This window comes from Priestia sp. YIM B13490 (assembly GCF_042787735.1).
GTDB classification, from domain to species: domain Bacteria; phylum Bacillota; class Bacilli; order Bacillales; family Bacillaceae_H; genus Priestia; species Priestia megaterium.
In genome coordinates this window covers 4626-29585 of the sequence record NZ_JBHZOT010000009.1, presented here as the reverse complement: position 1 = coordinate 29585, position 24960 = coordinate 4626, and the positions used below count along the sequence as shown (strand labels likewise).

Annotated in this window: 26 protein-coding genes and 1 riboswitch; of the genes, 7 read left to right on the top strand and 19 right to left on the bottom strand. The window is 37.0% G+C overall.

Annotated elements, in window-relative coordinates:
• Positions 1–16: 16 nt before the first annotated feature.
• The 3 genes from ACFX4R_RS22425 to ACFX4R_RS22415 all read right to left on the bottom strand — a co-directional run bounded on the left by ACFX4R_RS22425 (position 17) and on the right by ACFX4R_RS22415 (position 1802).
• Positions 17–364, bottom strand: a complete 348-nt coding sequence (locus ACFX4R_RS22425; RefSeq protein WP_162215209.1) for a hypothetical protein — start codon at positions 362–364, stop codon at positions 17–19.
• A gap of 64 nt (positions 365–428) precedes the next feature.
• Positions 429–878, bottom strand: a complete 450-nt coding sequence (locus ACFX4R_RS22420; RefSeq protein ID WP_043981669.1) for a hypothetical protein — start codon at positions 876–878, stop codon at positions 429–431.
• Between the two features lie 435 nt (positions 879–1313).
• Positions 1314–1802 carry a QueT transporter family protein gene (locus ACFX4R_RS22415; RefSeq protein WP_013081607.1) on the bottom strand — a complete coding sequence of 163 codons (489 nt, stop codon included), beginning with the start codon at positions 1800–1802 and terminating at the stop codon, positions 1314–1316.
• Positions 1803–1811: 9 nt separating this feature from the next.
• A riboswitch (PreQ1 riboswitch) is annotated at positions 1812–1856 on the bottom strand.
• Positions 1857–2052: 196 nt separating this feature from the next.
• Between ACFX4R_RS22415 and ACFX4R_RS22410 the strand changes: the two genes are divergently transcribed.
• The 3 genes from ACFX4R_RS22410 (at position 2053) to ACFX4R_RS22400 (ending at position 4279) form a co-directional block, all read left to right on the top strand.
• Positions 2053–2463, top strand: a complete 411-nt coding sequence (locus ACFX4R_RS22410) for an Lrp/AsnC family transcriptional regulator (protein WP_097824974.1) — start codon at positions 2053–2055, stop codon at positions 2461–2463.
• Between the two features lie 382 nt (positions 2464–2845).
• Complete coding sequence (locus ACFX4R_RS22405) at positions 2846–3712, top strand: YitT family protein (RefSeq protein WP_013055229.1); 867 nt, start codon at positions 2846–2848, stop codon at positions 3710–3712.
• Positions 3713–4060: 348 nt separating this feature from the next.
• Positions 4061–4279, top strand: coding sequence for a hypothetical protein (locus ACFX4R_RS22400; RefSeq protein ID WP_013055227.1), 219 nt, complete (start codon positions 4061–4063; stop codon positions 4277–4279).
• A 254-nt stretch (positions 4280–4533) separates the two neighbouring features.
• Here ACFX4R_RS22400 and ACFX4R_RS22395 read toward each other — a convergent pair whose 3' ends face one another.
• The 7 genes from ACFX4R_RS22395 to iolG all read right to left on the bottom strand — a co-directional run bounded on the left by ACFX4R_RS22395 (position 4534) and on the right by iolG (position 13207).
• On the bottom strand, positions 4534–5322 hold the full coding sequence (locus ACFX4R_RS22395) for a 5-deoxy-glucuronate isomerase (protein WP_377570426.1): 789 nt from the start codon (positions 5320–5322) through the stop codon (positions 4534–4536).
• A gap of 133 nt (positions 5323–5455) precedes the next feature.
• Positions 5456–6481 (bottom strand): LacI family DNA-binding transcriptional regulator, encoded by a 1026-nt coding sequence (locus ACFX4R_RS22390; RefSeq protein WP_043981666.1) that lies wholly within the window; start codon positions 6479–6481, stop codon positions 5456–5458.
• Between the two features lie 60 nt (positions 6482–6541).
• Complete coding sequence (gene iolE / locus ACFX4R_RS22385) at positions 6542–7438, bottom strand: myo-inosose-2 dehydratase (protein WP_097824972.1); 897 nt, start codon at positions 7436–7438, stop codon at positions 6542–6544.
• 84 nt (positions 7439–7522) lie between these two features.
• Positions 7523–9457 (bottom strand): 3D-(3,5/4)-trihydroxycyclohexane-1,2-dione acylhydrolase (decyclizing), encoded by a 1935-nt coding sequence (iolD, locus tag ACFX4R_RS22380; protein ID WP_097824971.1) that lies wholly within the window; start codon positions 9455–9457, stop codon positions 7523–7525.
• Between the two features lie 112 nt (positions 9458–9569).
• Positions 9570–11027, bottom strand: a complete 1458-nt coding sequence (locus tag ACFX4R_RS22375; protein ID WP_165575597.1) for a CoA-acylating methylmalonate-semialdehyde dehydrogenase — start codon at positions 11025–11027, stop codon at positions 9570–9572.
• Positions 11028–11100: 73 nt separating this feature from the next.
• Positions 11101–12108 carry a 5-dehydro-2-deoxygluconokinase gene (iolC, locus tag ACFX4R_RS22370; RefSeq protein WP_377570422.1) on the bottom strand — a complete coding sequence of 336 codons (1008 nt, stop codon included), beginning with the start codon at positions 12106–12108 and terminating at the stop codon, positions 11101–11103.
• 76 nt (positions 12109–12184) lie between these two features.
• The gene (gene iolG, locus ACFX4R_RS22365) at positions 12185–13207 is read right to left on the bottom strand and encodes an inositol 2-dehydrogenase (protein ID WP_165575598.1); all 1023 of its coding nucleotides are present in this window, start codon (positions 13205–13207) and stop codon (positions 12185–12187) included.
• Positions 13208–13634: 427 nt separating this feature from the next.
• On the opposite strand from iolG, the gene ACFX4R_RS22360 reads away from it, so the two are divergent.
• Positions 13635–14915: an MFS transporter gene (locus tag ACFX4R_RS22360; protein ID WP_013055219.1), complete on the top strand. Its 1281-nt coding sequence runs from the start codon at positions 13635–13637 to the stop codon at positions 14913–14915.
• 63 nt (positions 14916–14978) lie between these two features.
• Here ACFX4R_RS22360 and ACFX4R_RS22355 read toward each other — a convergent pair whose 3' ends face one another.
• Positions 14979–15977 carry a LacI family DNA-binding transcriptional regulator gene (locus ACFX4R_RS22355; RefSeq protein WP_013055218.1) on the bottom strand — a complete coding sequence of 333 codons (999 nt, stop codon included), beginning with the start codon at positions 15975–15977 and terminating at the stop codon, positions 14979–14981.
• A 137-nt stretch (positions 15978–16114) separates the two neighbouring features.
• Entirely contained in the window at positions 16115–17446 is a 1332-nt protein-coding gene (locus ACFX4R_RS22350; protein ID WP_377570419.1) for a prolyl oligopeptidase family serine peptidase, read from the bottom strand.
• A 270-nt stretch (positions 17447–17716) separates the two neighbouring features.
• Between ACFX4R_RS22350 and ACFX4R_RS22345 the strand changes: the two genes are divergently transcribed.
• A complete protein-coding gene (locus tag ACFX4R_RS22345) occupies positions 17717–17926 on the top strand; it encodes an alpha/beta-type small acid-soluble spore protein (RefSeq protein WP_016762907.1) in 210 nt (69 codons plus the stop codon).
• A gap of 227 nt (positions 17927–18153) precedes the next feature.
• Here the strand turns inward: ACFX4R_RS22345 and ACFX4R_RS22340 are convergent, their stop codons facing one another.
• The 4 genes from ACFX4R_RS22340 to ACFX4R_RS22325 all read right to left on the bottom strand — a co-directional run bounded on the left by ACFX4R_RS22340 (position 18154) and on the right by ACFX4R_RS22325 (position 21872).
• Positions 18154–18381, bottom strand: coding sequence for a hypothetical protein (locus ACFX4R_RS22340; RefSeq protein ID WP_028410211.1), 228 nt, complete (start codon positions 18379–18381; stop codon positions 18154–18156).
• A gap of 75 nt (positions 18382–18456) precedes the next feature.
• Positions 18457–18948: a general stress protein gene (locus tag ACFX4R_RS22335; RefSeq protein WP_165575600.1), complete on the bottom strand. Its 492-nt coding sequence runs from the start codon at positions 18946–18948 to the stop codon at positions 18457–18459.
• A gap of 174 nt (positions 18949–19122) precedes the next feature.
• Positions 19123–20574 carry a cardiolipin synthase gene (gene cls / locus ACFX4R_RS22330; protein WP_043982686.1) on the bottom strand — a complete coding sequence of 484 codons (1452 nt, stop codon included), beginning with the start codon at positions 20572–20574 and terminating at the stop codon, positions 19123–19125.
• A 467-nt stretch (positions 20575–21041) separates the two neighbouring features.
• The gene (locus ACFX4R_RS22325) at positions 21042–21872 is read right to left on the bottom strand and encodes a GNAT family N-acetyltransferase (protein WP_043982685.1); all 831 of its coding nucleotides are present in this window, start codon (positions 21870–21872) and stop codon (positions 21042–21044) included.
• Between the two features lie 148 nt (positions 21873–22020).
• Here ACFX4R_RS22325 and ACFX4R_RS22320 point away from each other — a divergent pair, with 148 nt between their 5' ends.
• Positions 22021–22194 carry a hypothetical protein gene (locus ACFX4R_RS22320; protein ID WP_165575601.1) on the top strand — a complete coding sequence of 58 codons (174 nt, stop codon included), beginning with the start codon at positions 22021–22023 and terminating at the stop codon, positions 22192–22194.
• 160 nt (positions 22195–22354) lie between these two features.
• Complete coding sequence (locus ACFX4R_RS22315; protein WP_043982683.1) at positions 22355–22891, top strand: SH3 domain-containing protein; 537 nt, start codon at positions 22355–22357, stop codon at positions 22889–22891.
• Positions 22892–22944: 53 nt separating this feature from the next.
• On the opposite strand, the gene ACFX4R_RS22310 is transcribed toward ACFX4R_RS22315, so the two are convergent.
• The 3 genes from ACFX4R_RS22310 to ACFX4R_RS22300 all read right to left on the bottom strand — a co-directional run.
• A complete protein-coding gene (locus ACFX4R_RS22310) occupies positions 22945–23067 on the bottom strand; it encodes a YjcZ family sporulation protein (protein ID WP_080781703.1) in 123 nt (40 codons plus the stop codon).
• Between the two features lie 229 nt (positions 23068–23296).
• Entirely contained in the window at positions 23297–24058 is a 762-nt protein-coding gene (locus ACFX4R_RS22305) for a M15 family metallopeptidase (RefSeq protein WP_043982682.1), read from the bottom strand.
• Positions 24059–24266: 208 nt separating this feature from the next.
• Positions 24267–24960, bottom strand: a 694-nt coding sequence (locus ACFX4R_RS22300; protein WP_377570416.1) for a 3D domain-containing protein, incomplete at its 5' end; no start/stop codon positions are given.

The window sequence follows — 24960 nt, the reverse complement described above, 5'->3', positions numbered from 1 at the left end:
TTGTTACATGCAGAATTTATATTACAAATGTAAAAGCAATCATAGATACTATTAAAACAAGGATAACAACACTTTTCTTTCTTTCCGTTTTCCATGCTTCAACAGCGCCCACGATACCGCCAATAGCTAAAATAAAAGTACCTATAACGTGGAGAGGCAGCAGAGATAATACTCTACCTAAACTCGCCATCACTCCTCCAATCAATATAAATCCTGTTGTTGCAATAGATTTTAAAGATATTAAGTCTCGTATCGCTTCTTTTTTTTCAGTTTTACTCAGTTTACAGTACTCTACTATACTAAAAACAGCGGGTGTTCCCCATAAAATAAAGAAGCTAATCAATCTATCCGTGTCTACACTCACTGTTCATTCACCGCCTTTATCAATCCCTTACGCTCAGTTCCACCATTTAACAAATAGTTATATATTATTCTTGCTTCAAGGATCCTCCAAAAGAAAATTGATGGTAATCATCAAGCTTATTCCAATACCCTATGCACTTTACGTCAGGCTCATCAGTAGCTAACGCTTCTTTATTAGTTCCTTTATAAGGAAGAAATGCCGTTAACTTCACCTTTTGTTTTGGCTTGATATTTAATTTATTTCCTTCTGCTAACACCTTAAATTTATTATCAGAATAACCGTTTTTCATTTTTAAGGGATAGGATAAAAATACATTATTTTGTTTGATGGTCAAATCGCTCTTGTTTACTAATTCCATTTCATATGAAATTCCTTGCTTCATTTTTTGTTCTTTGATTACGTTAATACTTATCTTTTCTAGTTCTCTTAAAGGAACGTTGTCTTCTTCTTTTGAACACCCGACAAATAAGATGGCTAAAGCTAATAAAACAAGAATTCCTAACTTTCTATTCAAAAAACAATCCCCTCTCTAGTAACAAAGATTATTTTACAATTATAACTCAAAAAAAGTTATTTAATGGAAAAATACAATTAAAAAAGCAAACCGTCATTGGTCTGCTTTTTTAATTGCTACGCATAGGTAATGTGTTGTTGTGCGAAAAACTTTTCGATAAGGAGTTTGCCAACTATATGTATATCGTAACAAAAGAAAAAAGAATGCGCTGTGAGATTTGTCACTCCTTCTTTCAAAATAATCTAACCGGATACTTCCTATTGCCTTACGCAAAAAGAGCAGACCGCAAACGCGACCTGCTCTTTTCACATGCTAGATATGGGTAATTTGTCCATGCGTGAAAAGCTCTTCAATAATAAGGGGTTTATCACTACACTTATAGAATAACAAAGAAAAAAAGACGGGGCTGTGAGATTTATCACAGCCCCATCTTTTTTATCCAACTAGCTTATTAAATTGTACACGTTTATTAATTGCAGCCATAATTGGTGCTCCAACAAGCATAACAATGAACTCACCAACAGCCGTTGTTAACCATGTAAAGAAAAATGGTAAATCAAATGCTAAGTGCAGTTCAAACGCAATAATAAACATCGTGAACGTAAATACAAGTGTATTAACAAGCATACGAGCCCACATATTTTTAATGTAGCGCATAGAAAAAATGGTAATGAGTAATGATAGCACGGATTGTCCTACCCCAAACACCAGATCATAAGCGACCATTGGTGAAAAAAACAAATTCGTCAGAAATACTCCTAGCACAATGCCGTACACGTACTTTTTATTAAACACAATTAAGTGATTGAACATTTCCGATATACGAAATTGGATATTGGTGAAGCCAAACGGCTGGATTAACATGCTGACAGCAATATACATAGCAGCTAAAAGACCGTTGACGCAAAGTGTTCTTATATTCATCTTACTATTCTCTCCTTAGTTTTTTAACGTGGGATGGTTACGAACCACGTAAACACTCAAAGAATCATACAGCAAGCTTAAGCTTTCGTCAATCTAGCTGTTTACAAACTACTGCTGCTTTCTATATCTTGCATATTGACTGCTCTTTTTTCTTACTTTCCTTTAGTATAAAATAGAAGACGTATCAGTATACATAGGTGACATCAAGTAGTTAAGCCTTTTGATTTGAAATACGAAAGGATTTGTAGCGATGTTAGATAATACAGATAAGCGCATACTAGAAGAACTATCAAAAAATGGACGTATGAAGATGAAAGAATTAGGAGAAAAAGTGCATTTAACCGGACAAGCCGCTTCTGCTAGAGTATTAAAGTTAGAAGATGAAGGCATTATCAAAGGCTATACAATTAACATTGATGAACGAAAACTCGGCTATATCATCCATGCATTTTTAAATATCTATACGCAGAGCATTCATCACCACCCCTACCTTACATTTTTAGAAAGTCAGCAGGAGCACGTTATCAACAACTTTAAAATCAGCGGCGATGGCTGCTACTTATTAGAATGCAAATTTCATTCAAATGAAGAACTAAATGATTTTTTGACAGAGCTAAATCAGCATGTGAATTACAAACTTTCAATCGTCATTAACAAATAAATTTTTTTGAAAAATTAAGGTATATTAATTTATGAAAATGGTAATCCTAATAACGTATTCCCCCTATTCCAATAAATTTGAAAATCCTTTGCATCGTCGCAAAGGATTCTTTTTTTATGTAGGAAACCGCCTTCTATTTTTTGAAAAGTTGAACATCTCTCATAGCGTTGACATAGCGGTCAGAGGTTTATATAATCGGTGACATCGAAGCATAGAAAAGCCGGATCAAGACCTATACACGTATCGTAATTCTTCGTCTTAGAAGTTGATCAGTTTTATAACTAGACAATTTCTAAGACGTTTTTTATTTTATCATTTGTGAAACACTATTAAAAACAAGATTACACATGAAAATATCCTAATAATCAAGGAGGTTTGCATATTGAAAACAATCTATAAAGACATCATCTTAATTATTGTTGGAGCACTTTTAGTTGCTGCATCCATTGATTTTTTCGTCATTCCAAATAAATTAGGTGACGGAAGTACAGTTGGTATTGCTCTTGTTTTATATTATTTATTTCATATCCCTACAAGTATCAGCACATTTCTTGTAAACCTTATATTTATTGCCTTAGCCTATAAATTTCTAACCAAAAAAACGATTCTTTATACGATTCTAGGAGCCGTCATGACGTCCGTTTTCCTCGGTCTAGTCAGCTATATTCCTTTTCACGTTCACGACATGATTTTAGGAATTGTATTCGGGGCTTTACTAATGGGAACAGGACTTGCTCTCATTTTTATCGCAGATGGATCTACCGGTGGAACAACGCTTTTAGCTTATTTATTAAACTATACAAAAGGCTATAATATTTCTAAAAGCATGTTCTATATGGACAGCGTCATTATTTTAGCATCGGTTTTTGCTATTGGCGTCAACAACACACTCTATACTTTTATATTCGTCTATCTTTGTGCCAAAATCGTAGATGTCGTTATCGAAGGTTTCCACAACAAAAAAGCAATGACGATTATGTCCGATCAATACAAAGACATAGCACAAGTTATTACCAGTGAATTTGGAAATGCAGCCACCATCTTTTACGGATACGGATACTACGCCAACAAAGATAAACGCATTATCTACGTTGTTATTAAAAAGAACGAGTTATTAAAAATTAAAAAGAAAATCCAGCAAATTGACCCGAATTCTTTTATTGTCATCCACGAAGTAAAAGAAGTTGTCGGCGGAAAATTTGGATTTATCGGCAATTCGCCTCATGAAACAAAAGCCGCTGCTAAATAAAAAATCCACCTCTTGGTGGATTTTTTTATGAAAAAACCGTTAAAAAAAACGAAAAGATACCTGCTAAAAAGTAAACCGACCCTAAGGCAATTGCTCCTGTAACGACCGTAAATACACTTAATCCGATAGCCACCTTCATTTTCATCCACATCCCTTTTTAGATTAGTAGTATAAGTATGTCCAAGGATAGGAGATTTATAACTATGCCCTCCTATTTATTTCATATATCGATGTAACAATTGTCTATTCAATGTGTTCTAAAACCACCCCTAACCACATAATGTATAGGAAGGATTTCATATACACATCTTTGTATCACACATATCATATGAAATTAGGTGAGATAAAATGGTGGCTGTCCACTTTTTTGAAAACAGAAAGCTTCTATTAAGCCAGCTGAGGGAAAACATTCCTTCTACAGGTGATGATTTAAAGATTAAAGGACGAAAAGGAACCGTCGTGCTTGTGAATGACATCGATGAAAAAAATGTTCACGTAGAAGTTGCTTTAGAAAAAGTAGTGAAAAAGAACTTAGCATTAGATAACGCTAAAAAGAAAAGGAGATAAGCGGCTTACGCTTATCTCCTTTTCTTTTTAATTTATATACGAATCATCTGTATCTGTTGCTTCAATTTCCAAAAAAAGAGACTCCTAAAAAGGAATCTGCAGCAAAGAGCGATATCATCGCCTGAATATTAATACAAGCTATATTTTAACATATAAAAACATATTTTACAAAAATAAACTATTATTTTACGCATAATTATTTTTTATTCGAGCTTTTTCAACATTTGAAATCCATTTCGTATAAAGATCTTTATTTATTTTTCAGGCCAAATTTTTGCATCTGGCTCTAATAACCACTTATGCTCTTCTTCCATAATACGGTCTGTCCACGGATTATTGTCGAGATGGCGAATCATCCAGCAGAAGTACATCGCATAGCCAGGAGCCGTTGCTTGAGGATGATCCAATTCACCAGGAATTGTAATAAAACTATTATCAACTACACGGTACGCATCTTCTCCAACCATTGCGCAGCCAAATCCTTGTGGCTTGTCAAAACGATAGTAATACACTTCGGGCTGGTCATGATGATGAGGCAGATAACTCGACCATCTTCCCGGATAAGAAATAACTTCTCCAATAACAAGGTTAGAGTAAGGAGCGTTATTGTAGTCAAAAATTGTTCGGATTACACGCTGAGCAGTACCTTCCCATACTCCTTCACCAGCCACTGTGTTTTGACAATCTTCGGGCGTATATAATTTTGATGAAAACTCTTTTTCATTATCCGTTTTTTCAACTAGTACTTCACTATCGGCAAGTCCGGTAATTTTGACCTCCACATTTTTTGAAACGTGCAAACACCAAGGCTCTTCTTCAAATAGGGACTGGCGCTGAATTTCTTTCGAATGGCCTTCCCACTCTAGCTTTATCTTTCCTTCTAGTAAAAGAATAGCGGTTTCACTGCTGCTGTCTAGTAAAGTTTCCTCTTTTCCTTGGGCCATTTTATAAATCCCAATATCCATCAGCATATCTTTGTGCTGACCGGTCATTTCTGTAAGTACGTTGTATCCTTTATTTAATTCACCTAATTTACTTAACATGCTTGAATTCCTCCTTTATGTAGTAGCGCGATAAGAATTTACTAATTACTCATTTTTCTTCATAGACTCTCTAAATTCTTTTAAATATGTGACTATGAGGATTTTTTATTAACGGCAATATTCTTGATTGTGTTCAATTATTTGTAGATGCTGTGGCTTCCCTTCGTAACGGAGCCGTTGATTTCCGAACAATCAATTTTGGCTCAAGAAGCAAATGTTCTTTATGCATCGCTGGATATTTCATTTCTCTAACCAGCAAATCCACTACGTTTACAGCCATTTCTTTTGTCGGCTGTGCTACTGTCGTCAACATGGGCGTAATGGTAGTAGAAAGAACCGTATTATCAAAGCCAATCACTGATAAGTCTTGCGGTACATCAATTTTGAATTCTTTTGCAGCTTGGATAACTCCGATAGCCAGTAAATCGTTACAAGCAAAAATAGCCGTCACTTTCTCCTTCATTGAAAAAATTTGCTTAGCACTTTCATATCCTTTTTGAATACTTGCTTCGGTCGTAATAACGTGCTGAGGCGGCACGATGATTCCATTTTCTTGCATAACGTCTCGAAAAGCATCTAAACGGGCGTGATTGCTTTTTGCATTTTCTGTAATAATCGCAATTTTTTTATGATGCAAAGACAGCAAATAATCAGTCGCTAAATAGCTCCCTTTGTAGTCATCCACTGTCACTGTATTAACGGATATGTGAGGAATTTCTGAAGCAATAACGCTAATCGGTATATCTTGCTTAAGCATATTTTTTAAAAGATTAGCATTGCGAAAAGCAGAAGCTACAATTAAACCGTCGATTCTCTGACGTATTAACAGCGATAGATACTTTTTCTCTTTTTCCGCATCGTTATCGGTATTGCACATTACAACATGGAAACCTCGCTCATGACTTCGGTCTTCTATGCTTCTTGCCAAATCGGCAAAAAAAGGGTTGGAGATGTCAGGTACGAGAAGCCCAATCGTTTTAGTGGGTTTTCCTGTTAAAGCAGATGCTACGACACTTGGATGATAATTCAACTGCGCCATAACCTCAATTACTTTTTGTCTTGTTCTTTCACTAATATGACCGGTTTGATTGATGACTTTTGATACCGTAGAAATTGATACACCTGCTTCTTCAGCCACACTATAAATGGTTGGCTTCATTTCCTCTCCTCCTTTCCTTTCATAAACACATAAAAGGCGTAAAATCTTTTAAAATGGAAATTAAAGACCGCTTTTTTCTTTAATAAAGTTTCTTGCTTTTAACGCATATTCAAAAGGATTAGCAAGGGCTGGATCCTGTTCTGCTTCTACGACAAACCATCCGTTGTAATCCGAAGTGGCAAGCGTAGTAAATACTTCATCAAATTCAATGGCTCCGTCACCTGGAACAGTAAAGGCTCCTTCTTTTACCGCTTGCAAGAAACTTAGGTCTTGTTCTTTGACTCGATCAACTACTTCTTGACGAATATCCTTTAAATGAACATGCTTAATACGGTGCAGATATTTTTTTAAGATATAAAGAGGTTCTGCTCCTGAAAAGACAAGATGACCGGTATCAAATAGCAGCGAAACAAGCTCCGGATTGGTAAGCTCCATTAGCTGCTCAATTTCTTCTGTTGTTTGTACACCTGTTCCCATATGATGATGATAGACAATATGCATATCTTTTTCTCGTGCCAGTTTCCCAAGATGGTGCAGGCCTTCTGCAAGTCTGCTCCACTCTGTTGGCGTGAACACAGGCTTTTCTTTAAATAAAGGAACATCCATCAACCCTTGAATGCTGTGCCCTTGTTCAGACACAACAATTACTTTTGCTCCCATTTCGTATAAAAAATCGCGATGTTCAATGAATGGCGTTACCGTTTCTTCCAGCGGCTTTGTTGTTAAAAATGTACTAAACCATGCACTTGCAATTTCCAAATTCCGAAGCGATAATGCCTTTTTTAAGATTGAAACATTTCGCGGATATTTGTTTCCGACCTCACTTCCTTTAAAACCGGTTAAAGCCATCTCACTGATACACTGTTCGAATGTATTTTCAGCTCCCAGTTCAGGCATATCATCATTTGTCCAAGCAATTGGAGCAATCCCCAGTTTGACCGTATTTTCCTTGAACATCTCTTCCTCTCCCTTATATGAAATTAAAACCGCTTTTATATTTATCGAATGTTTCTCTTCAACAACCTCATTTTCTCCTGCTCCTTAATAAACTCTTGCCATTTCAAGGTTTTTCACCTTATCTTCATAAGCTTCCTGTACATGCTGATTTTTAGATACCTCTGCTACTCCTACATGCCACCATGATTCATAACCGTTCGTCATAGTTTTTGGCAGTACTTTAATATCAATTAGCGTAGAAACCTCTTGTTTTTGTGCATCTTCTATCGCCGTTTTTAATTCTTCAAGAGAACTTACGCGATACGTTTTTACACCGTAGCCTGCGGCGCTGGCTGCAAAATCAATTTTCATCACGTTTCCGTTTAGTTTTCCTGTTTCATCGTTTCGATAACGAAACTCTGTGCCAAAGCTCCCCATACCGTTTGACATTTGAAGGTTATTAATGCACCCGAAGCCTGAGTTATCAAACAGTAAAATGTTTATCTTTTTTCTTTCTTGAAGGCTTGTAATAAGCTCTGAATGAAGCATTTGATAGCTTCCATCTCCAACCATCGCATACACTTCCTTAGCTGGTTCTGCCAGCTTAACTCCAAGTGCGCCTGATACTTCATATCCCATACATGAATATCCATATTCCATATGATAGGTATTAGGTTTAGTAGACTTCCACATTCTCTGTAAGTCGCCTGGAAGACTTCCTGCTGCACCAACAATGACGGAGTTGTCATCAAGGAGCTTATTCACCTCTCCAATTACTTCGGTTTGCGTTAATTGAGTACCAAGTGATTCTACATATTCAGCTAAGCTTTCATCTAAATGACCTTGTATTTCCGGAACAAAATCTGCACCAGTAAAACGTATGCTATGCAGACGCTCTAATTCTGTCTCCCATGCGTCTTTAGCATTTGCAATTTCTGTTGTATAACCAGACTGATAGCCAATTGATTTTAGCTCTTTCATAAGAGCAAGCAATCCTTCTTTTGCATCAGCTACAAGTTTCACAGCATCAAGTTTATTTGCATGAAATTCAGACGTGTTAATGGTAAGAAATTGCACGTTGGGATTTTGAAAAAGCTGTTTAGATGCTGTTGTAAAATCAGTAAATCGAGTGCCTACTCCAATTACTAAATCTGCTTCTTTAGCGATTGTATTAGCAGCTGAGTTCCCTGTTACACCTATTCCGCCCAGATTATAGCGATAGTCACTTTCAACGGCACTTTTCCCTGCTTGAGTTTCTCCAAATGGAATATGGAACTCACTAGCAAATTGTTTTAACTCTTTTACAGCTTCTGAATACCGAACGCCTCCTCCACAAATGATGATTGGCTTTTTCTTTGTTTTCATTAATTGAATTGCATCTGCTAGACTGTCCCTAGTCGGAAGGCGGCGCTCAATGCGGTGAACGCGCTTTTGGAAGAAATAAGCTGGAAAATCCCATGCTTCCCCCTGCACATCTTGAGGCAAACAAATAGTTACAGCTCCCGTATCTGCTGGATTCGTTAATACACGCATCGCATTAATCATAGCTGTCATCAATTGTTCAGGGCGGCTTACGCGATCCCAGTACTTACTCACTGGTCGAAAAGCATCGTTTGTAGAAATAGATAAATCATATGACTGTTCAATTTGCTGCAAAACGGGATCCGGCTGTCTAGTTGCAAATACATCACCAGGAAGCAGCAAAATTGGAATATTATTAGCTGAAGCAGTGGCTGCCGTTGTAACCATATTTGCTGAACCTGGCCCCACTGAAGATGTGCAAGCCATAATTTGCTTTCGATGTTTTTGTTTTGCAAAAGCCATCGCTGCATTGGCCATTCCTTGTTCATTACGTCCTTGATATACATCTAGATTTCCTGGATCTTCTTCCAAAGCTTGCCCAAGACCTACCACATTTCCGTGCCCGAAAATTGTAAAAATCCCTTTAATAAACTGATGCTGCTTTCCATCAAATTCAACATACTGCTGATTTAAAAACTTCACTAATGCTTGTGCCGTCGTCATTCTAACTGTTTCCATGCTTCTTTCTCCCTTCTAGTACTAGATTGCGATTTTAAAAAAGGAAGCATAAGGAATATCTTTAATTCCTGATACTTCCTTTAAAAATGAGATGCGATTTTTAATGAATTACTTACCAGCGCGTTGTCACCATTTTCTTTCTTGTATAAAACTCCACGCCATCCGTACCGTTTGCATGAAGATCACCATAAAAAGAATCTTTCCAGCCAGAGAATGGGAAGAATGCCATAGGTGCCGGTACCCCTACATTTACTCCTAACATACCAGATTCAATATTTTCACGGAACTCACGTACACTTGCGCCGCTATCTGTATAAATACAAGCACCGTTTGCAAATCGAGAGTTATTAGCTACTTCAATAGCTTCTTCTAATGTTTTCACACGTACAATGGACAGCACAGGTGCAAAAATTTCATCTTGCCAAATTTTCATTTCTTGCGTAACATGATCAAAAATCGTTGGTCCGACAAAGTAGCCATTGCCATTTACTGCTGCATCTGTGCGACCGTCACGAATAAGCTTTGCTCCTTCTTGCACGCCTGATTCAATATAGCTGAGCGTACGCTCTTTATGATTTTCACGAATAACTGGTCCTAAGAAGACATTTTCTTCTAAGCCGTCGCCAATTACAATATCATTTGCTTCCTCTACTAATCTTTCAATTAGCTGATCCGCAATTTCTTCTTGTACAGTAACAACAGATGCTGCCATACAACGTTCACCTGCTGAACCAAAAGCGGCTCCGATAATTTGTTTTGTTGCTACGTTCAAATCTGCATCCTTTAATACAATTGAATGGTTTTTAGCACCGGCTAAAGCTTGAACACGCTTTAAGTTTTCCGTACCTTTTTTGTACACGTACTCAGCTACAGGCTGGGAACCTACAAACGAAATAGCTTTCACTAACTTATGTTCAAGAAGACCGTTTACCACATCATGCGCGCCGTTTACAATGTTTAATACACCTTTTGGCAAACCAGCTTCTTCAAATAATTCTACTAATCTTGCAGCTAAAAGCGGTGTACGCTCAGAAGGCTTTAACACAAATGTATTGCCGCAAGCGATCGCAAGCGGGAACATCCAGCAAGGAACCATCATTGGAAAATTAAACGGCGTAATTCCCCCAATGACACCAATTGGGTAGCGGTACATGCCAGACTCAATGTCTGTTGCAATATCAGGAAGCTGTTTCCCCATCATTAACGTAGGAGCACCCGCCGCAAATTCTACACATTCAATACCACGCTGCACTTCGCCTCGCGCTTCGTTAAAGCTTTTTCCGTTTTCAACCGTCACTAACTTTGCTAATTCATCCCAGTTATCTACTAATAGCTGCTGATACTTGAATAAAATTCGTGCACGTTTAGGCACGGCTGTTTTTGCCCACCCTTTGAACGCTTCATTTGCTGCTTGCACCGCTTGATCTACGTCTTCTTTTGTAGAAAGAGGTACCTGTGCGATTAATTCACCTGTCGCTGGGTTATACACAGGTTCCGTTTTTGATGTAGCTGATTCAACCCATTGTCCACCAATATAGTTTTTTACTGTTTTTACTGCTGTCTGTGTCATAGAATATCTCTCCCTTTATCTCATTTTAATAAGTTGCTATTCCTTTAATCTCTCAAGATTTTCCCTTTGTTTATTAAACTTCCTGCAAAACTTCCGTTGCTGTCTCCATAAAGTTGAAGAGCTCAACGCTTGTCGGCATAGCATCTGAACAGCTGTGTTTTGAAATTACAATCGAAGCGGAGGCACCCCCCAATCGCATTGCCTGTGGAATTTCCAGCCCTTGCATCAATCCGTAAATAAAGGCTGAAGCATATGAATCACCAGCGCCAAACGTTTTCAGAACTTTTGTTTTAAATATTCCTCCGCGGTGAGATTTACCATCTCTTGTATAGGCAATAGACCCTTCTCCACCGTGCTTAATCACGACGATTTGAGCATGGTGAGAAAACCAGCGCTCTGCTGTTACTTGATCATTAGATTCTTTATAATTTAAAAGTTTTTCCATCATGTCAAACTCTTCTCGCGTACCAATAATTACATCTGATTTTTCAGCGGCTAAATTAAAATAGACTGCCGTTTCAGCTTCCGATCCCCATGTATATGGACGATAGTCGATATCAAAAAACACTACAACTTCATGCTTGCGTGCGTGTTCTAGTGCTAAAAACACTGCTTCACGAGAAGGACTTTGCGCAAGAGCTGTTCCAGATATTAAAAGTGCCTTTGACTGTTTGATATATTCTTCGGATACTTCTGTAGGACTTAGCTTTAAATCCGCTACGTTATCACGATACATTAAGATGCTGCAATCTGTAGGGCTCTTGATTTCCGTAAAAGCAAGCCCCGTTACGGCCCCCGTTTTATCAACAACAATGCTATCTGTATTAATCTTATTTTTTTGCAGATAATCCATAATGAAGCGTCCCATTTGATCATCTGATACTTTTCCGATAAAACCGGTTTTTAAGCCTAGCCTTGCTGCTCCAATCGCAATATTAGCCGGAGAGCCTCCGACATATTTAGTAAATGTTTTAGTCTCTTCCATTGGACGCTGTGTTTCATTTGCATTTAAATCAATACATAAACGGCCAACAGCGATGAAATCTAACCCACGATTTTCTTTAAAAACAAGCGGATTCATCTTTATTCCTCCTTAGTTAAGCGCTTTCCTAAAAGGGTAGAAAGACCAATTTCTTTCATCCCCACGTTTACTGTCATTAATTCACTGCGTATTTTTTATGTTCAATCTTCACTGGCTGCCCGGATAGTAAAGATTCTTTTGCTGCTTTAGCAATCCGTTCTGCTTGTAACCCATCGTTCCCTGTACAAATAACGCTTTTCTTTTCCATAATTGCTCTTGCAAACTGTGTCACTTCCGCTATGTACGCTTGTGTATAGCGCTCAAGAAAGAAATACAGCGGCTTCTCTTTGACTACGCTTTCGCCTGTTGATATTTCTACTGTAGTAGGACGGCAATTGTCAGCGGCAGCTGCACCTTTTTCACCAAAAACTTCAAGGCGCTGATCGTAACCGTAGACAGCTTGACGACTGTTATCGATTACACCTAAAGCTCCATTTGCAAATTTTAATGACACAATTGCTGTATCTATATCCCCTGCTTCTTCAATAGCAGGATCGATGAGCGTAGTGCCGTAAGCCGATACTTCAATTACTTCACTGTCCATTACATAACGAGCCATATCAAAATCATGAATCATCATATCCATGAACAATCCTCCTGAAGCGCGAACGTATTCCGGACTCGGAGGCTGAGGATCTCTGGAGGTGATTTTTAAAATGTGCGGCTGTCCTACTTCTCCTTGCTGTACAAGATCATGCACTTTTTTAAAATTGGGATCAAAGCGTCGGTTAAAGCCAACTTGAAGCTGCACGCCATGTTCTTTTACTACTTCTAACGCTTGGATTGTTTCTTCTACTGAAAAACTAACGGGCTTTTCACAGAAAATATGCTTTTTCGCTCGAGCTGCTTCTTTAATAATCGATGCGTGCGTATTCGTTGGCGAACAAATGAAAACGGCATCAATTTCTGGATCAGCTAATAAATCTTGATAATTTGTTGTTAACGTCGAAATTTCTTTACTTGTAGCCCATTCATGTAAATGGTCTACTACCACATCTGAAACCGCTTTAATTTTTATTTGCGGCATTAATTTTAAATTATCAACGTGTAATTTCCCTATGCGTCCAGCACCAATTATTCCAATTGTAAGAATCCCCATCTTATTTTCCCCTTTAATTAAAAGTTAAGAAAACATTCGCTCAAACCTTTATACAGGTTAAGCGCTTTCCTGATTCCAATTATACATAACGTTTTCTGAAATGCAAACAGTTTTTATAGATTATTTAGAATATTTGTTTTTTAGCATTCTAAATAATCTATAAAAAACTATTTTTATTTTTTATCTATTTATCGATGAAACATAAAGAAATTCTCTATATTTAAGTATTTTTATCATGAATTCAGTGATTATTGACTTACATACTAATATTTTTATGATCGAAATAATTTAATTGAAAATTATATATATTTGAAATTTTAATTGACGTTCAAAAAATGTAAGCGTATACTTTTTATCAAATAGATTAAGCGCTTAACCAAATTAGTTTGATGTTTTACACAAAATAATCGATCTGGTGGTGTGGAAAATGAATGAATTTATTTCCAGAAAAACGGCTTTAGACAGGATTGGGATCCCTTCTCATTTAACGTGGGGATACATAGGTATTATTGTTTTTATGATTGGCGATGGTTTAGAACAAGGATGGTTATCTCCTTATCTTGTAGAACGAGGTTTAACCATTGAACATGCTGCTTTACTGTTTACTGTTTACGGCATTACGGTCTCTGTTTCTTCCTGGTTCTCCGGCGTACTGGTTCAACTGTGGGGTCCTAGAAAAGCAATGGCATTCGGCTTGATATCCTTTATTATTGGTTCAATTGGATTTATAGGTTTAGGACTTCATATTATGAATTACACCATTATACTAATTTGTTATGCTCTTAGAGGATTTGGTTACCCTTTATTTGCTTACTCATTCTTGGTCTGGGTGTCTTACCGCACACCCCAGGAAATGCTTTCAAAAGCAGTAGGCTGGTTTTGGTTTGTCTTCCAGCTCGGATTAAGCGTAATCGGAGCCTTTTACTCAAGTTATATGGTTCCAAAGATTGGAGAAATCGCTACCTTATGGAGTGGTTTACTTTTTGTTTTGATCGGTGGAATCTTTTCGATTATTATGAATAAAGACAAGTTTACCGTACAAAAAGTAAACGATAATAAAACAAAAGAATTAATGAAAGGGATTACAATTGCATTTGAGAACCCTAAAGTAGGAATCGGCGGTATCGTAAAGATTATTAACTCTGCTGCTCAATTTGGATTTGTTGTTTTCTTGCCAACATATATGATGAAACATGATTTTACGATGAGTGAATGGTTGCAAATCTGGGGTACATTGTTTTTTGTGAATATGGCTTTTAATATTATTTTTGGTATTGTTGGAGATAAGTTTGGCTGGGTAAATACAATCAAATGGTTTGGCGGAGTTGGATGCGGAATTGTAACACTTGCTCTCTACTATGTACCGCAATTCGTCGGACATAATTATTGGGTAATGATGATTGTCGCATGCTGTTACGGTGCAACGCTAGCAGGTTATGTCCCTCTTACAGCGTTAGTGCCTTCTTTAGCTCCGGAGAATAAAGGAGCTGCAATGTCTGTGTTGAACTTAGGATCTGGACTTTCTGCTTTTGTAGGTCCTTTAATTGTGACCGTTTTTATTGGTCTTTTGGGCACGGGCGGCGTAATTTGGATCTTTGCTTGCTTATACTTCTTTGGTGCTTTTCTAACTGGTTTCCTTACGATTCCAACAGAGACAACTATTAAAGGCGAAACAATAAACGAAGTCAAAAGTCCGGTCTCTCTATAAATATGCTTAAGAAGAAAAAGCTGCAGGTGTTGAGACACCTGCAGCTTTTTTACTTTCTCTATTTTATAACTTTTTTACCGACGCACGTTCTACTAGTTCGGGAATAATCGTTACTCGCTGTTTCGCATGCTCTTCTTTTTTCATAGACTTTAACAGCTGTTCAAACGTACTAGTAGCCATCTGAGAAATGGGTTGTTCAATCGTTGTCAAACCCGGCTCAGCAATATCAGCATAAATCGTATTATCGAATCCAATTACCGACAGATCTCCCGGGATCGAAAGCCCCTGCTTTCTTGCCTCGTTTATGAGCGATACCCCAATTAGATCTGTACATGCAAAGACTGCTGTTGGCCTATTAGGCAAGGAAAGCAGCTGTTTACTTGCTCTCCTGCTATCTTCTACTGTTGAATAACAGCTGATAATGGATTGATTTTCTAGTGATAAATTTGCTTCTGTGAGCGCTTGTTTAAATCCCGCTAATCGTCCCTCACTGCTTTTTCTATCTTTTTCAGTCATAATCGTTACCGATTGATGACCTTTTTCTATTAAATACGTACCTGCGATATATCCTCCGCGAACGTTATCAATTGTCACTACATGCGTTGAAATAGAAGGATGGTCAACTGAAAACAATACAAGCGGTACATCATGCTTCACGATCTTCTTTACGAGCTTCGTATCATTTAGTTCGGTTGCGATAATGATTCCATCTACTTGTTTTTTAAATAAAAGATCTATATATTCATGTTCGCGCGCAGTTTGATGATCTGTACTGCATAAAAAAAGCGTGTATCCCGCTGCTCTAGCACTATTTTCAAAAGCTCTTGCTACCTCTGCAAAAAAAGGATTCGAGATATCAGGAACTAGAACACCGATCGTGTACGTCTTTTTTCCTGTTAACGCCGCTGCAACACTGCTAGGCTGATAATCTAATTCCATCATTACTTCATTCACTTTTTTTATCGTTTTTTCACTAATACGGCCTGTTTGATTGATTACTTTGGATACAGTGGCTATTGATACCCCTGCTTTTTTCGCAACATCGTAAATGGTTGGTTTCACTTTCACTGTTCCTTTCTTCGTGATCTCTTTCCTTATTTTATCACGAAAGTATTCAATCGTTTATTTTAGATACAATCTTTCGTTTTAAAAGAGAAATAAAAAAGCTGTTCAATGTGCAACAGCTTTTTTTAAAATGATTAATTTTTCAACGATTGTTTGCTCATCCATTCCATTATGCTTGTTGTGCTTCCGTTTATTTTAGCGTTGGGCTCATTATTATACAGATATATCCAAGATGAATGTCCATTATACTGATAGGGCGAACCATCGTTATTTTTATACAAGCCTGTGGTGTCATGGACATCTTCAAATAGTGATAAATAAACATTATTTGCATGGCTTTTCACCAAACGTTCATAAGTTGGAAGAGTGTTAATTGTTGGCGGAAGGACCGTATCATTCTTGGCGGCTACGAACCAAATAGGTGTTTCTTTCATCTTTTCAATATCTTGATTCGTAATTAATCTATCATTTAGTCCTTCACATACTGGAAATGCTGCTGCAAAGTATTTTGGATAATCACGAATCATAAGCATAGTCATATATCCGCCATTAGATGCTCCTCCGATATAGATTCTATTGGGATCAATATCAGGGTTTTTAGAAACATATTCTTCAATTAAGGCCATCAGTGATTCTTTATAAATAGAAGTTCCATCCGCTTTACTCGTATAACCATCCATCCATTTTGTTGGCGCTTGCGGTACTAAAACGTAGGCACCTTCAAAATAAGCCTGAGTTTCTTTTGTGATAAAACTAACAGCTTTATTGGCAGATAAGGGAATTGTTGCATCTGTTCCTCCCTCTCCTCCACCATGTAGCCAAATGATTAATGGATTCTTTTTCTTATCCTTTGCCGGTGCATGACTTGCGTATGCTAATTCTATATTTTGATATATACCTTTTTTAATTGTAAAATCATCTACGAGTTCTTTTTTCTCTCCCGCAAACTGTTTCACTACAAGCCCTGCCAACTTTCCTTTATTTGTTATCATGTCTTTTTGCTGAGTAATGGTATATTGACTGTCTATCCATGCATTTAACCCTGTACCATATTCATCGTAATTTAGTGGTGCTCCTAATGAAACAGCTGGTCCAACTTCCATTTCTAAAACTGCATATTTTCCAGTATGTACGGCTGGTTGTCCATCTTTATCGGATACATAGGCTTTTTTTACTGTACGACCTCCTTGTTCCAATAAAGACGGTTCTAATCGACTATCACTGCGAGCCACATGCACCTTAAACGTTTCTTTTGTAAGTGAATTGGTTGGAACAGGTTCACCTAAGTCAATAATAATTTTTGTGATCGCCGCTCCCCAGTCATAAATCTCTGTCACTGTACGATAGGATGTAGATTTTTCGTGCGTCTGCTTCGCCAGCGCTGCTTTCTCATAAGAGAGTACAATGCCAATTGCTAAACTCAATGTAATAGCCAATAGTACAGACTTTTTTAACCTTTGATACATACCAAATCTCCTCCTTTTAAATAGAATAGGAATATTAAAATTCTCCTTCTATCTTAATTATTTTGTAACCGCTTACTTACTTGTGTTCTATTTTACTTGCCCTCTCTCTCTTTCTACACATAATTATTTTCCGTTACCTAGCGGAAACTTTTGGTTCTTTATTCCAATAAGCATATTCTATAAGTCCCTGAAAAAATTTTTTTATTTTATGTATAAAAACTATCTATTAATCAAATCATAATCTTAACCTTATAAAAGGAGTTGATTATGATGGCAAACAGCAGAAATAAGAGCAGCAACGAATTAGCAGTACACGGTGCTCAACAAGCAATCGATCAAATGAAATATGAGATCGCTAGTGAATTTGGCGTAACTCTTGGTCCTGACACAACTGCACGCGCAAACGGCTCAGTAGGCGGCGAAATCACAAAACGTCTTGTGCAAATGGCTGAACAGCAACTTGGCGGCGGACGTTTCTAAATCACTATCATAAGCAATACGGCTGGAGGAAGAGCGAATAACCGTTCTTCCTTTTCCCATTTTTACATAATCTCTTATCGCATTTCTTCTCCTCTATATGTATCTAAAACAAAACCTCCCCATAACGTTTACGTTCCGTTATATAAGGTTCTCTTTCTCTCACAATAGATTGTTTATGATAAAACATAAAAAGAAGTTCCTTTTATAGGAACTTCTTTCATCTCACTCTATAAATGTGCAAGCTCTTTAGATATCTTTTCGGTCTTTGCTTTTAGCTGCTCTTGCTGACCTTCTAAGTCAGCAAGAACAGCTAATACTTCCGTATTCTCTGGTTCTTCTTCATACTGTTTTAACGTAGCAACAAGAGACTGTGAAACTTTGATGAGCTTCTGATTAACTTCTTGCTGCTGTTTTAAATAGTCAAGTTCGTATTCTGTTTTTTCTAGATTTCTCATCGGTCCCCTTCCTTTCGTTAACTAGCTTTTATTTAAGAACGCAGTCTTTTATTATCGCATTTGGTTACTTCAACATTACCCTATTTTATTTTCGTGATTGCCGTATAACATTTTTTCATTCATTGGGTCAGCTGATTTTTCAGCAGGTGTCACTGTTTGTCCTAGAGCTGAATTGTGTTTATCATGCTCAACTGCGTCTACCATCAGCAAAACTTTTCCTTTTTTAAGATCAGATACATATGAGGAAGCTTCTGCAGCAGGTACACCATATTCGGTTAATTGATTTTCGATTCGATTAACATCTTGATCCATTTTTTCTTCAGACGGCGTAAAGGCATTTTTTATTTTCTCCATAAAGGATTGATGGTGCTTTGAGTGTTGATCTGTATCAACTGTTTGCACATCAATTCCTGCAGAATGCTCAATCGCTTCTGTATTTTCATGACGCAGACCACTGTTTGTCAAGACAGAAAGTGCACTGTCCAGATATCCCTGTGTTTTTAAATTTCGAATCGCTGTAATAACCGCTGCCTCTGAATCATACGTACCTACTACATTTTTTGTCATTTTCTCTTCCTCCTAGGTATTATCATTTTTTAGCTTGTTATAGTATTAATACCCTTGGATTTTTTGGTAAAACTTTTTAATTTTATCTCTAACTCTCCTTACAAGGAGAAACCAATAAAATAACAGACCTGAATCTAAAAATTCAAGTCTGCTTCATGGTATCAATGATTTGTATTATAAAATTGGTGACAGTAAGCGAGATACCGCTTCTTTAAATTTTATAAGAAGAGAGCGCTCTTTATATCGTTCAAACGTTAATTTTGAACTGCATTGCACATCTTCAAGAAACAGGTTCTGCAACTTTTTGGCAATAGGCTGGTCATATACAACTGCATTCACTTCAAAATTAAGGCTGAAACTTCGTGGATCAATATTCGTCGTGCCTACAGAAGACACTTCATTATCTACTACAATCGTTTTAGCATGCAAAAAGCCTTTTTCATAGAGATAAATATGTGCACCATACGTCAGCAGTTCGCCTACGTGAGACCACGTAGCCCAATAAACAAAAGGATGATCGGGTTTGTTTGGAATCATAATATGAATCTCTACTCCAGATAATAAAGCAATTTTACAAGCATCCATAAAGCTTGCGTCTGGAATAAAGTAAGGCGTTTGAAGGTACACACTTTCTTTGGCCGACATAATCAATGAGATATACATGTTTTTCAGATGCTGAGTAGTCGAGTTTGGCCCGCTTGCTACAATTTGTACAGGAACCGTTCCAGAATGAGTTTCTGTACGATGCAAAAATTGTTCCAGTTCAATTGGCTGCTTTGTTGCTTGATGCCAATCTAAAATGAATCTCCCTTGAATATCGTTCACTGACTCTCCTTTAATACGAAAATGAGTGTCTCTCCAATAACCCATTTTTGGATCTAACCCTAAATATTCATCTCCTACGTTAAATCCTCCTATGTATGCTACTTCACCATCAATAATACAAAGCTTTCGATGATTTCGATTGTTAATCCGAAAATTAATTAAGCGAAGAATTGAAGGGAAAAACGCCTGTGCTTCGCCGCCATATGAAATAAGCTCCTTAAAAAATGATGGCGTCATTTTTCTAGATCCTACTTCATCATAAAGAACGCGAACCTTTATGCCTTCTTTTGCTTTTTTTGTTAGCTCATCTCTTAATTTTTTCCCAAGATTATCTCGTTGAATAATATAATATTGAATATTAATTTCTTTTTTAGCATTTCGAATGTCCTCAAACAATGCATCAAATTTCTGATTACCATCACTAAAGATATCAATTTCATTGTCCGTGCGCACGAGTGACTTAGAAGAATTTAAATTAGTGAACAGCAGTTTATTATGTTGAATCAATAAATCATTTCGATACTCATGGGTAGCTTTAAGTTCTTTTAATTGTTCATCTACTGAAGATCTTAAATATTCCCGCTCATCAGATGATAACTTATAAAAGTTCTTCTGTTTTAGCTGTCTTCCAAAGAATAGATATACAATAAAGCCGACAATCGGTATAAAAAATAAAATAAGAAGCCACGCCCATGTAGATCCTATATCTCTTCGTTCGATGAAAATAAGAATACCGGCTAATAAAACATTAATAGCTGTTACAACAGATACACTTAGTGTAAAGATATGGGCAAATTCCATCCTATTACTCCTTTCTTTCTACTGCATTGCTTTATTAACTCATTTCCGTTTTTAACGCTTTCATTCACTTTACTATACATAACACAGATCGCTTCCTTTTTCACCTTTAGGATCCAAATTTTTTCTTTTTTGCTACACTAAAAATGTGAAATATTTCTTTTATGGTGTATTAAAAACAAGGGGGAGATAATTTGTTTTTTTCGTTTATTTTTCTTAGCCTCATCAATGTATTTGTCAGTATTAGCCTGAGGTATACGGCTTATCAATTATTTAGAAAAGCATTTATTGGAGGTATTCTTACGTGTATCCTTGCTTGCAGCGCCCCTATCATGTTTGTATGGCCTTCCCTGTTTCTATCAACGGGCATATCACTTTTTCTCTACTTTCTCATTATTTACTCAAAAAAGCACATATCATCTAATATATAAATAAAAAACACGAAAATCTAAGATTTCCGTGTTTTTTATCTACAAGCTGTATACGTAATAATCTTGCACGTGATATGAATTGAAACCGCATGTTTCGTAGAGTTGCAAAGCGCGTTTGTTTTTCGCTTCAACCTCAAGAAATATATCATATCCTAGCCGAAACTGCTTTAAAACAACTTGTTTTAAAGCAGCTTTTCCTATTCCTGATTTTTGGTAAGAAGGTAAAATACCAAATCCATAAATCCATGCTTCGCTTTTATCATACGATACCCTTAACTTTCCAACCGCTTGACTATTGTACTCTACGATAAAATGAATTTGCTGTTCTTCCGTTTTCGTTTGTTCATAATAAGCAGCTGCTTCTGTTAAAGACATACCAAAGCATTCCACATCGACTTGCATTTCCATTTTCATATCTGTATCTGATTGGGAAGAGCGAAGTGTAACAAAGGGATTATCATCTTCCAATTCTTTTTCTGCCCACTTCATTTGATATTCTGAAAAAGTAAATGAGCATGGAATTTGCTTTAAGAACTCCCTGCCTGAAACCGAATCGCCAGGAGCATTTAATAAAATCTCTGTATACCCACGCTTCTTACATATATGTAAAGCTTGAGAAAACAGCTTTGAAAAAATCCTTTTTCGGCGATAGCTAGGAGCGACCATTCCGCATATTTCTACTGTATTCCCAAACCCATAAAGACCAATAAACCCAACAAGCTGATTATCTTCATAATGAAAAAAATCGTTAACTTCATTTTGTTTTCGACTTCGTAACATATCAAAATTCAGCTTCAGCTCTATGTGCTCTTCTTGTTCGCAAATAGACTGTAGCTTTTGTATATCTTCTAACACATGTTGTTCTAACATAAAACGCCCCCTGCATTCTTCTTTTTATTATAAGTTCGGCTTTATTTAACTTTTTCCTTTCATCTTTAGCGCAATAGTCGAATAATTATAGGGTAAAAGCAAGATCAAAAAGCATATAGAGTAATCAAACTAAATAGGCGGGGTGCTTATGAAAAAGACCATTTTAATAAGTTTTATGGCACTAGTTGCTTTAACCATTATTTATTGCCTGCAGAAAGAATTCATTTTCGCTTTAGCTTTGTGGAGCATTTATGGAACAGTATTATCTGTTTTTGTATATTTTTCTTTTTACAAATCAACGGAAGATCGCGAGGAGGAGTAACAATAAAGCTATTAAAAGGTCGGTGAAATAAACTTTTTTACAGACCTTTTATAAATTTACAACTGGGATATATGTTGGTAACAACTTAGAAACAAGTAACCCTTATTCTTAGTGTTATAGAAAAGTTATTACCTATTTCACTAAGGAGTTGGATATTTGTATGAAGACAATTACAAAATCTATATCGGTTTTAGCATTAGCAGCGGGCTTTACTTTTTCATCTCTATCTGGAACACTGCCATTCACTCACGAGCAAACAGCAAGTGCAGCAGAAAAAATAAACGCACCGTTCAGCGTATATGAAGTGACCGCAAACGTACTCAATATACGTGCAAAACCTAGCACTCAGGGAAAGATTCTTGATACATTAAGAAAAAAAGATCAAATCGAAGTAGTCAAGTTTGTAAATGCAGACTGGGCCGCCATTAAAATAATTGGCGGCACCGGATATATCAGTACTTCCTATTTAATGAAAGTCCCTACCACTGTTCATACAGCTGCTAACCTTAATTTACGCACAGGGCCTAGCACAAGCAACAAAGTTGTAACAACTATTCCTAAAGGAAAAAGCGTCAGCTTCTTAGCTTGGGGCTACTCAAAAGATAACAAGCTTTCATTTGATTGGGCTTTTGTAGAATACAACGGCTTTAAAGGATATGTAAGCACTGCGTACTTACAGTTACCTACTTATAGATAAAAATAGATAACTCCCTTGAATTATTTCAAGGGAGTTTATTTATGGACAACTGATTAATAGTGCCCTGCCCATGAAGCACCGATGATAATTAGTAAAATAAATAGCACAACGATTAGCGCAAAGCTACTTCCGTGACTTGATCCGTACCCGTAACCATAACCTCCGTAAAAACTCATTTTCTTTCACCTCCCTTTTTTGTAGAATATGTGAAGGGAAATGAAAACGAACATGAGTATTCTTTATCACAAAATTCATTATAATTTATAAACGTTAACTCTTTTACTAGTAAGGCATAGGATATATCATCCCGTGCTTCATCTCTACATCTTTCCCTCGTTCCCCTTTTTAAAGTAAGGGTATATTCCAGCAATACAAAAAAAGAAGAGTTTATATAACTCTTCTTTTTTATTGAACCAGATTATCAACTTGCATGTAGTCATTATAATATTCTTCTAACGTAATTCCTTTCTTAGACACCTTAGAGGCGAGTTCTTTTCCGACAAATCGTATATGCCACGGCTCATATTTATAACCTGTAATCTGCTGCTTTCCTTCTGGATAGCGAACAATATATCCGTATTTATATGAATTTGCTTCAATCCATTTGGCTTCAGGAGTATCTTTAAAACAATCTTGAGCTGCACACTTACCGGTGCTGCTTGATACATCTATACTTAAACCAGTTTGATGTTCACTGCTGCCTGGATGAGCACTGTAATGATTAGCTGCCGCTTCTCCATCTTGTTTTATATACGCTTGATAAAGAGATTCTTGACGACTTTGAGAACGATAGGCAGAAACACCGGCTAGGTAAATTCCTTCTCGTTCAGCAGCTGAAAACATCCTTTCTAATGCTTTTGCTGCTTCTGTACGCATTTGGCGCTTTTCGATTTTTTCTTTAAATACAAACCGAACGTCTGGGTATACAAGGTCGGTGGGTTCATAGTGATCAGGAAGAAGATTTTGCTTGTTTACTAACACAGCAATGGATTCTGGGTTCCCTACAATTTCTATACTATTCTGCTTCTGTTTAGAAGAAGATAAAGGATTATGATCAGACGTATTCAAATGATCATCGTGCTGAAATAATCCCTGATAGCCTAGATACGAGAATCCTGCGATAACACCCAGCACTATTAGTAAAGCCATTTTTTTATAAAGTTTCATATTTCTATACTCCTGACATATTTTCAGCTTTTTAGGACACTCAAACATTGTATACAAATCAAGAAATAATTACTAATATAACAAACTAATTCCTACTATAAATTTTAGTATGCCCGGACCTAATTTTTTCAAACGTTCATTTTAAGCATAAAAAAAGAGATGTCTCCTAAAAGACATCTCTCTTTACTTCTATTCTATAAGACTAGTATTAGTCGATAACTGTAATTTTAACTGATCTTCTGCCCCAGTCTTGTGCAGCACTATCTGAAGAAACGAATACATCAATTCGATTTCCTTTAATTGCGCCACCTGTATCTGCTGCTACAGCTTGACCATAACCTTCAACGTATACTTTTGAACCTAATGGAATAACGCTAGGATCAACCGCAATTACTCGTTGATTTGGATTTGATTTTAAATTTACTCCAGTAGCTGTTGTACCACTGCATCCAGCACAGTTAGCTGTATAAGCTGTTGCTTCAACAGTCATAGACTTGCCGCTAGCTTGCTGTTGAGACTGCTGTTGCTGTTGTTGAGCTGCTTGTTGCTGTTGCTGAGCTGCTTGTTCTTTTTGTGCTTGCTCTTGTGCTGCCTGTGCTTGTGCTGCTGCTTGAGCTTGCTCTTGTTCTTTTTGTGCCTGCTCTTGTGCTGCCTGTGCTTGTGCTGCTACTTGAGCTTGCTCTTGTTCTTTTTGTGCCTGCTCTTGTGCTGCCTGTGCTTGTGCTGCTACTTGAGCTTGCTCTTGTTCTTTTTGTGCTTGCTCTTGTGCTGCCTGTGCTTGTGCTGCTTGAGCTTGCTCTTGTTCTTTTTGTGCTTGTTCTTGTGCTGCCTGTGCTTGTGCTGCTTGAGCTTGCTCTTGTTCTTTTTGTGCCTGCTCTTGTGCTGCCTGTGCTTGTGCTGCT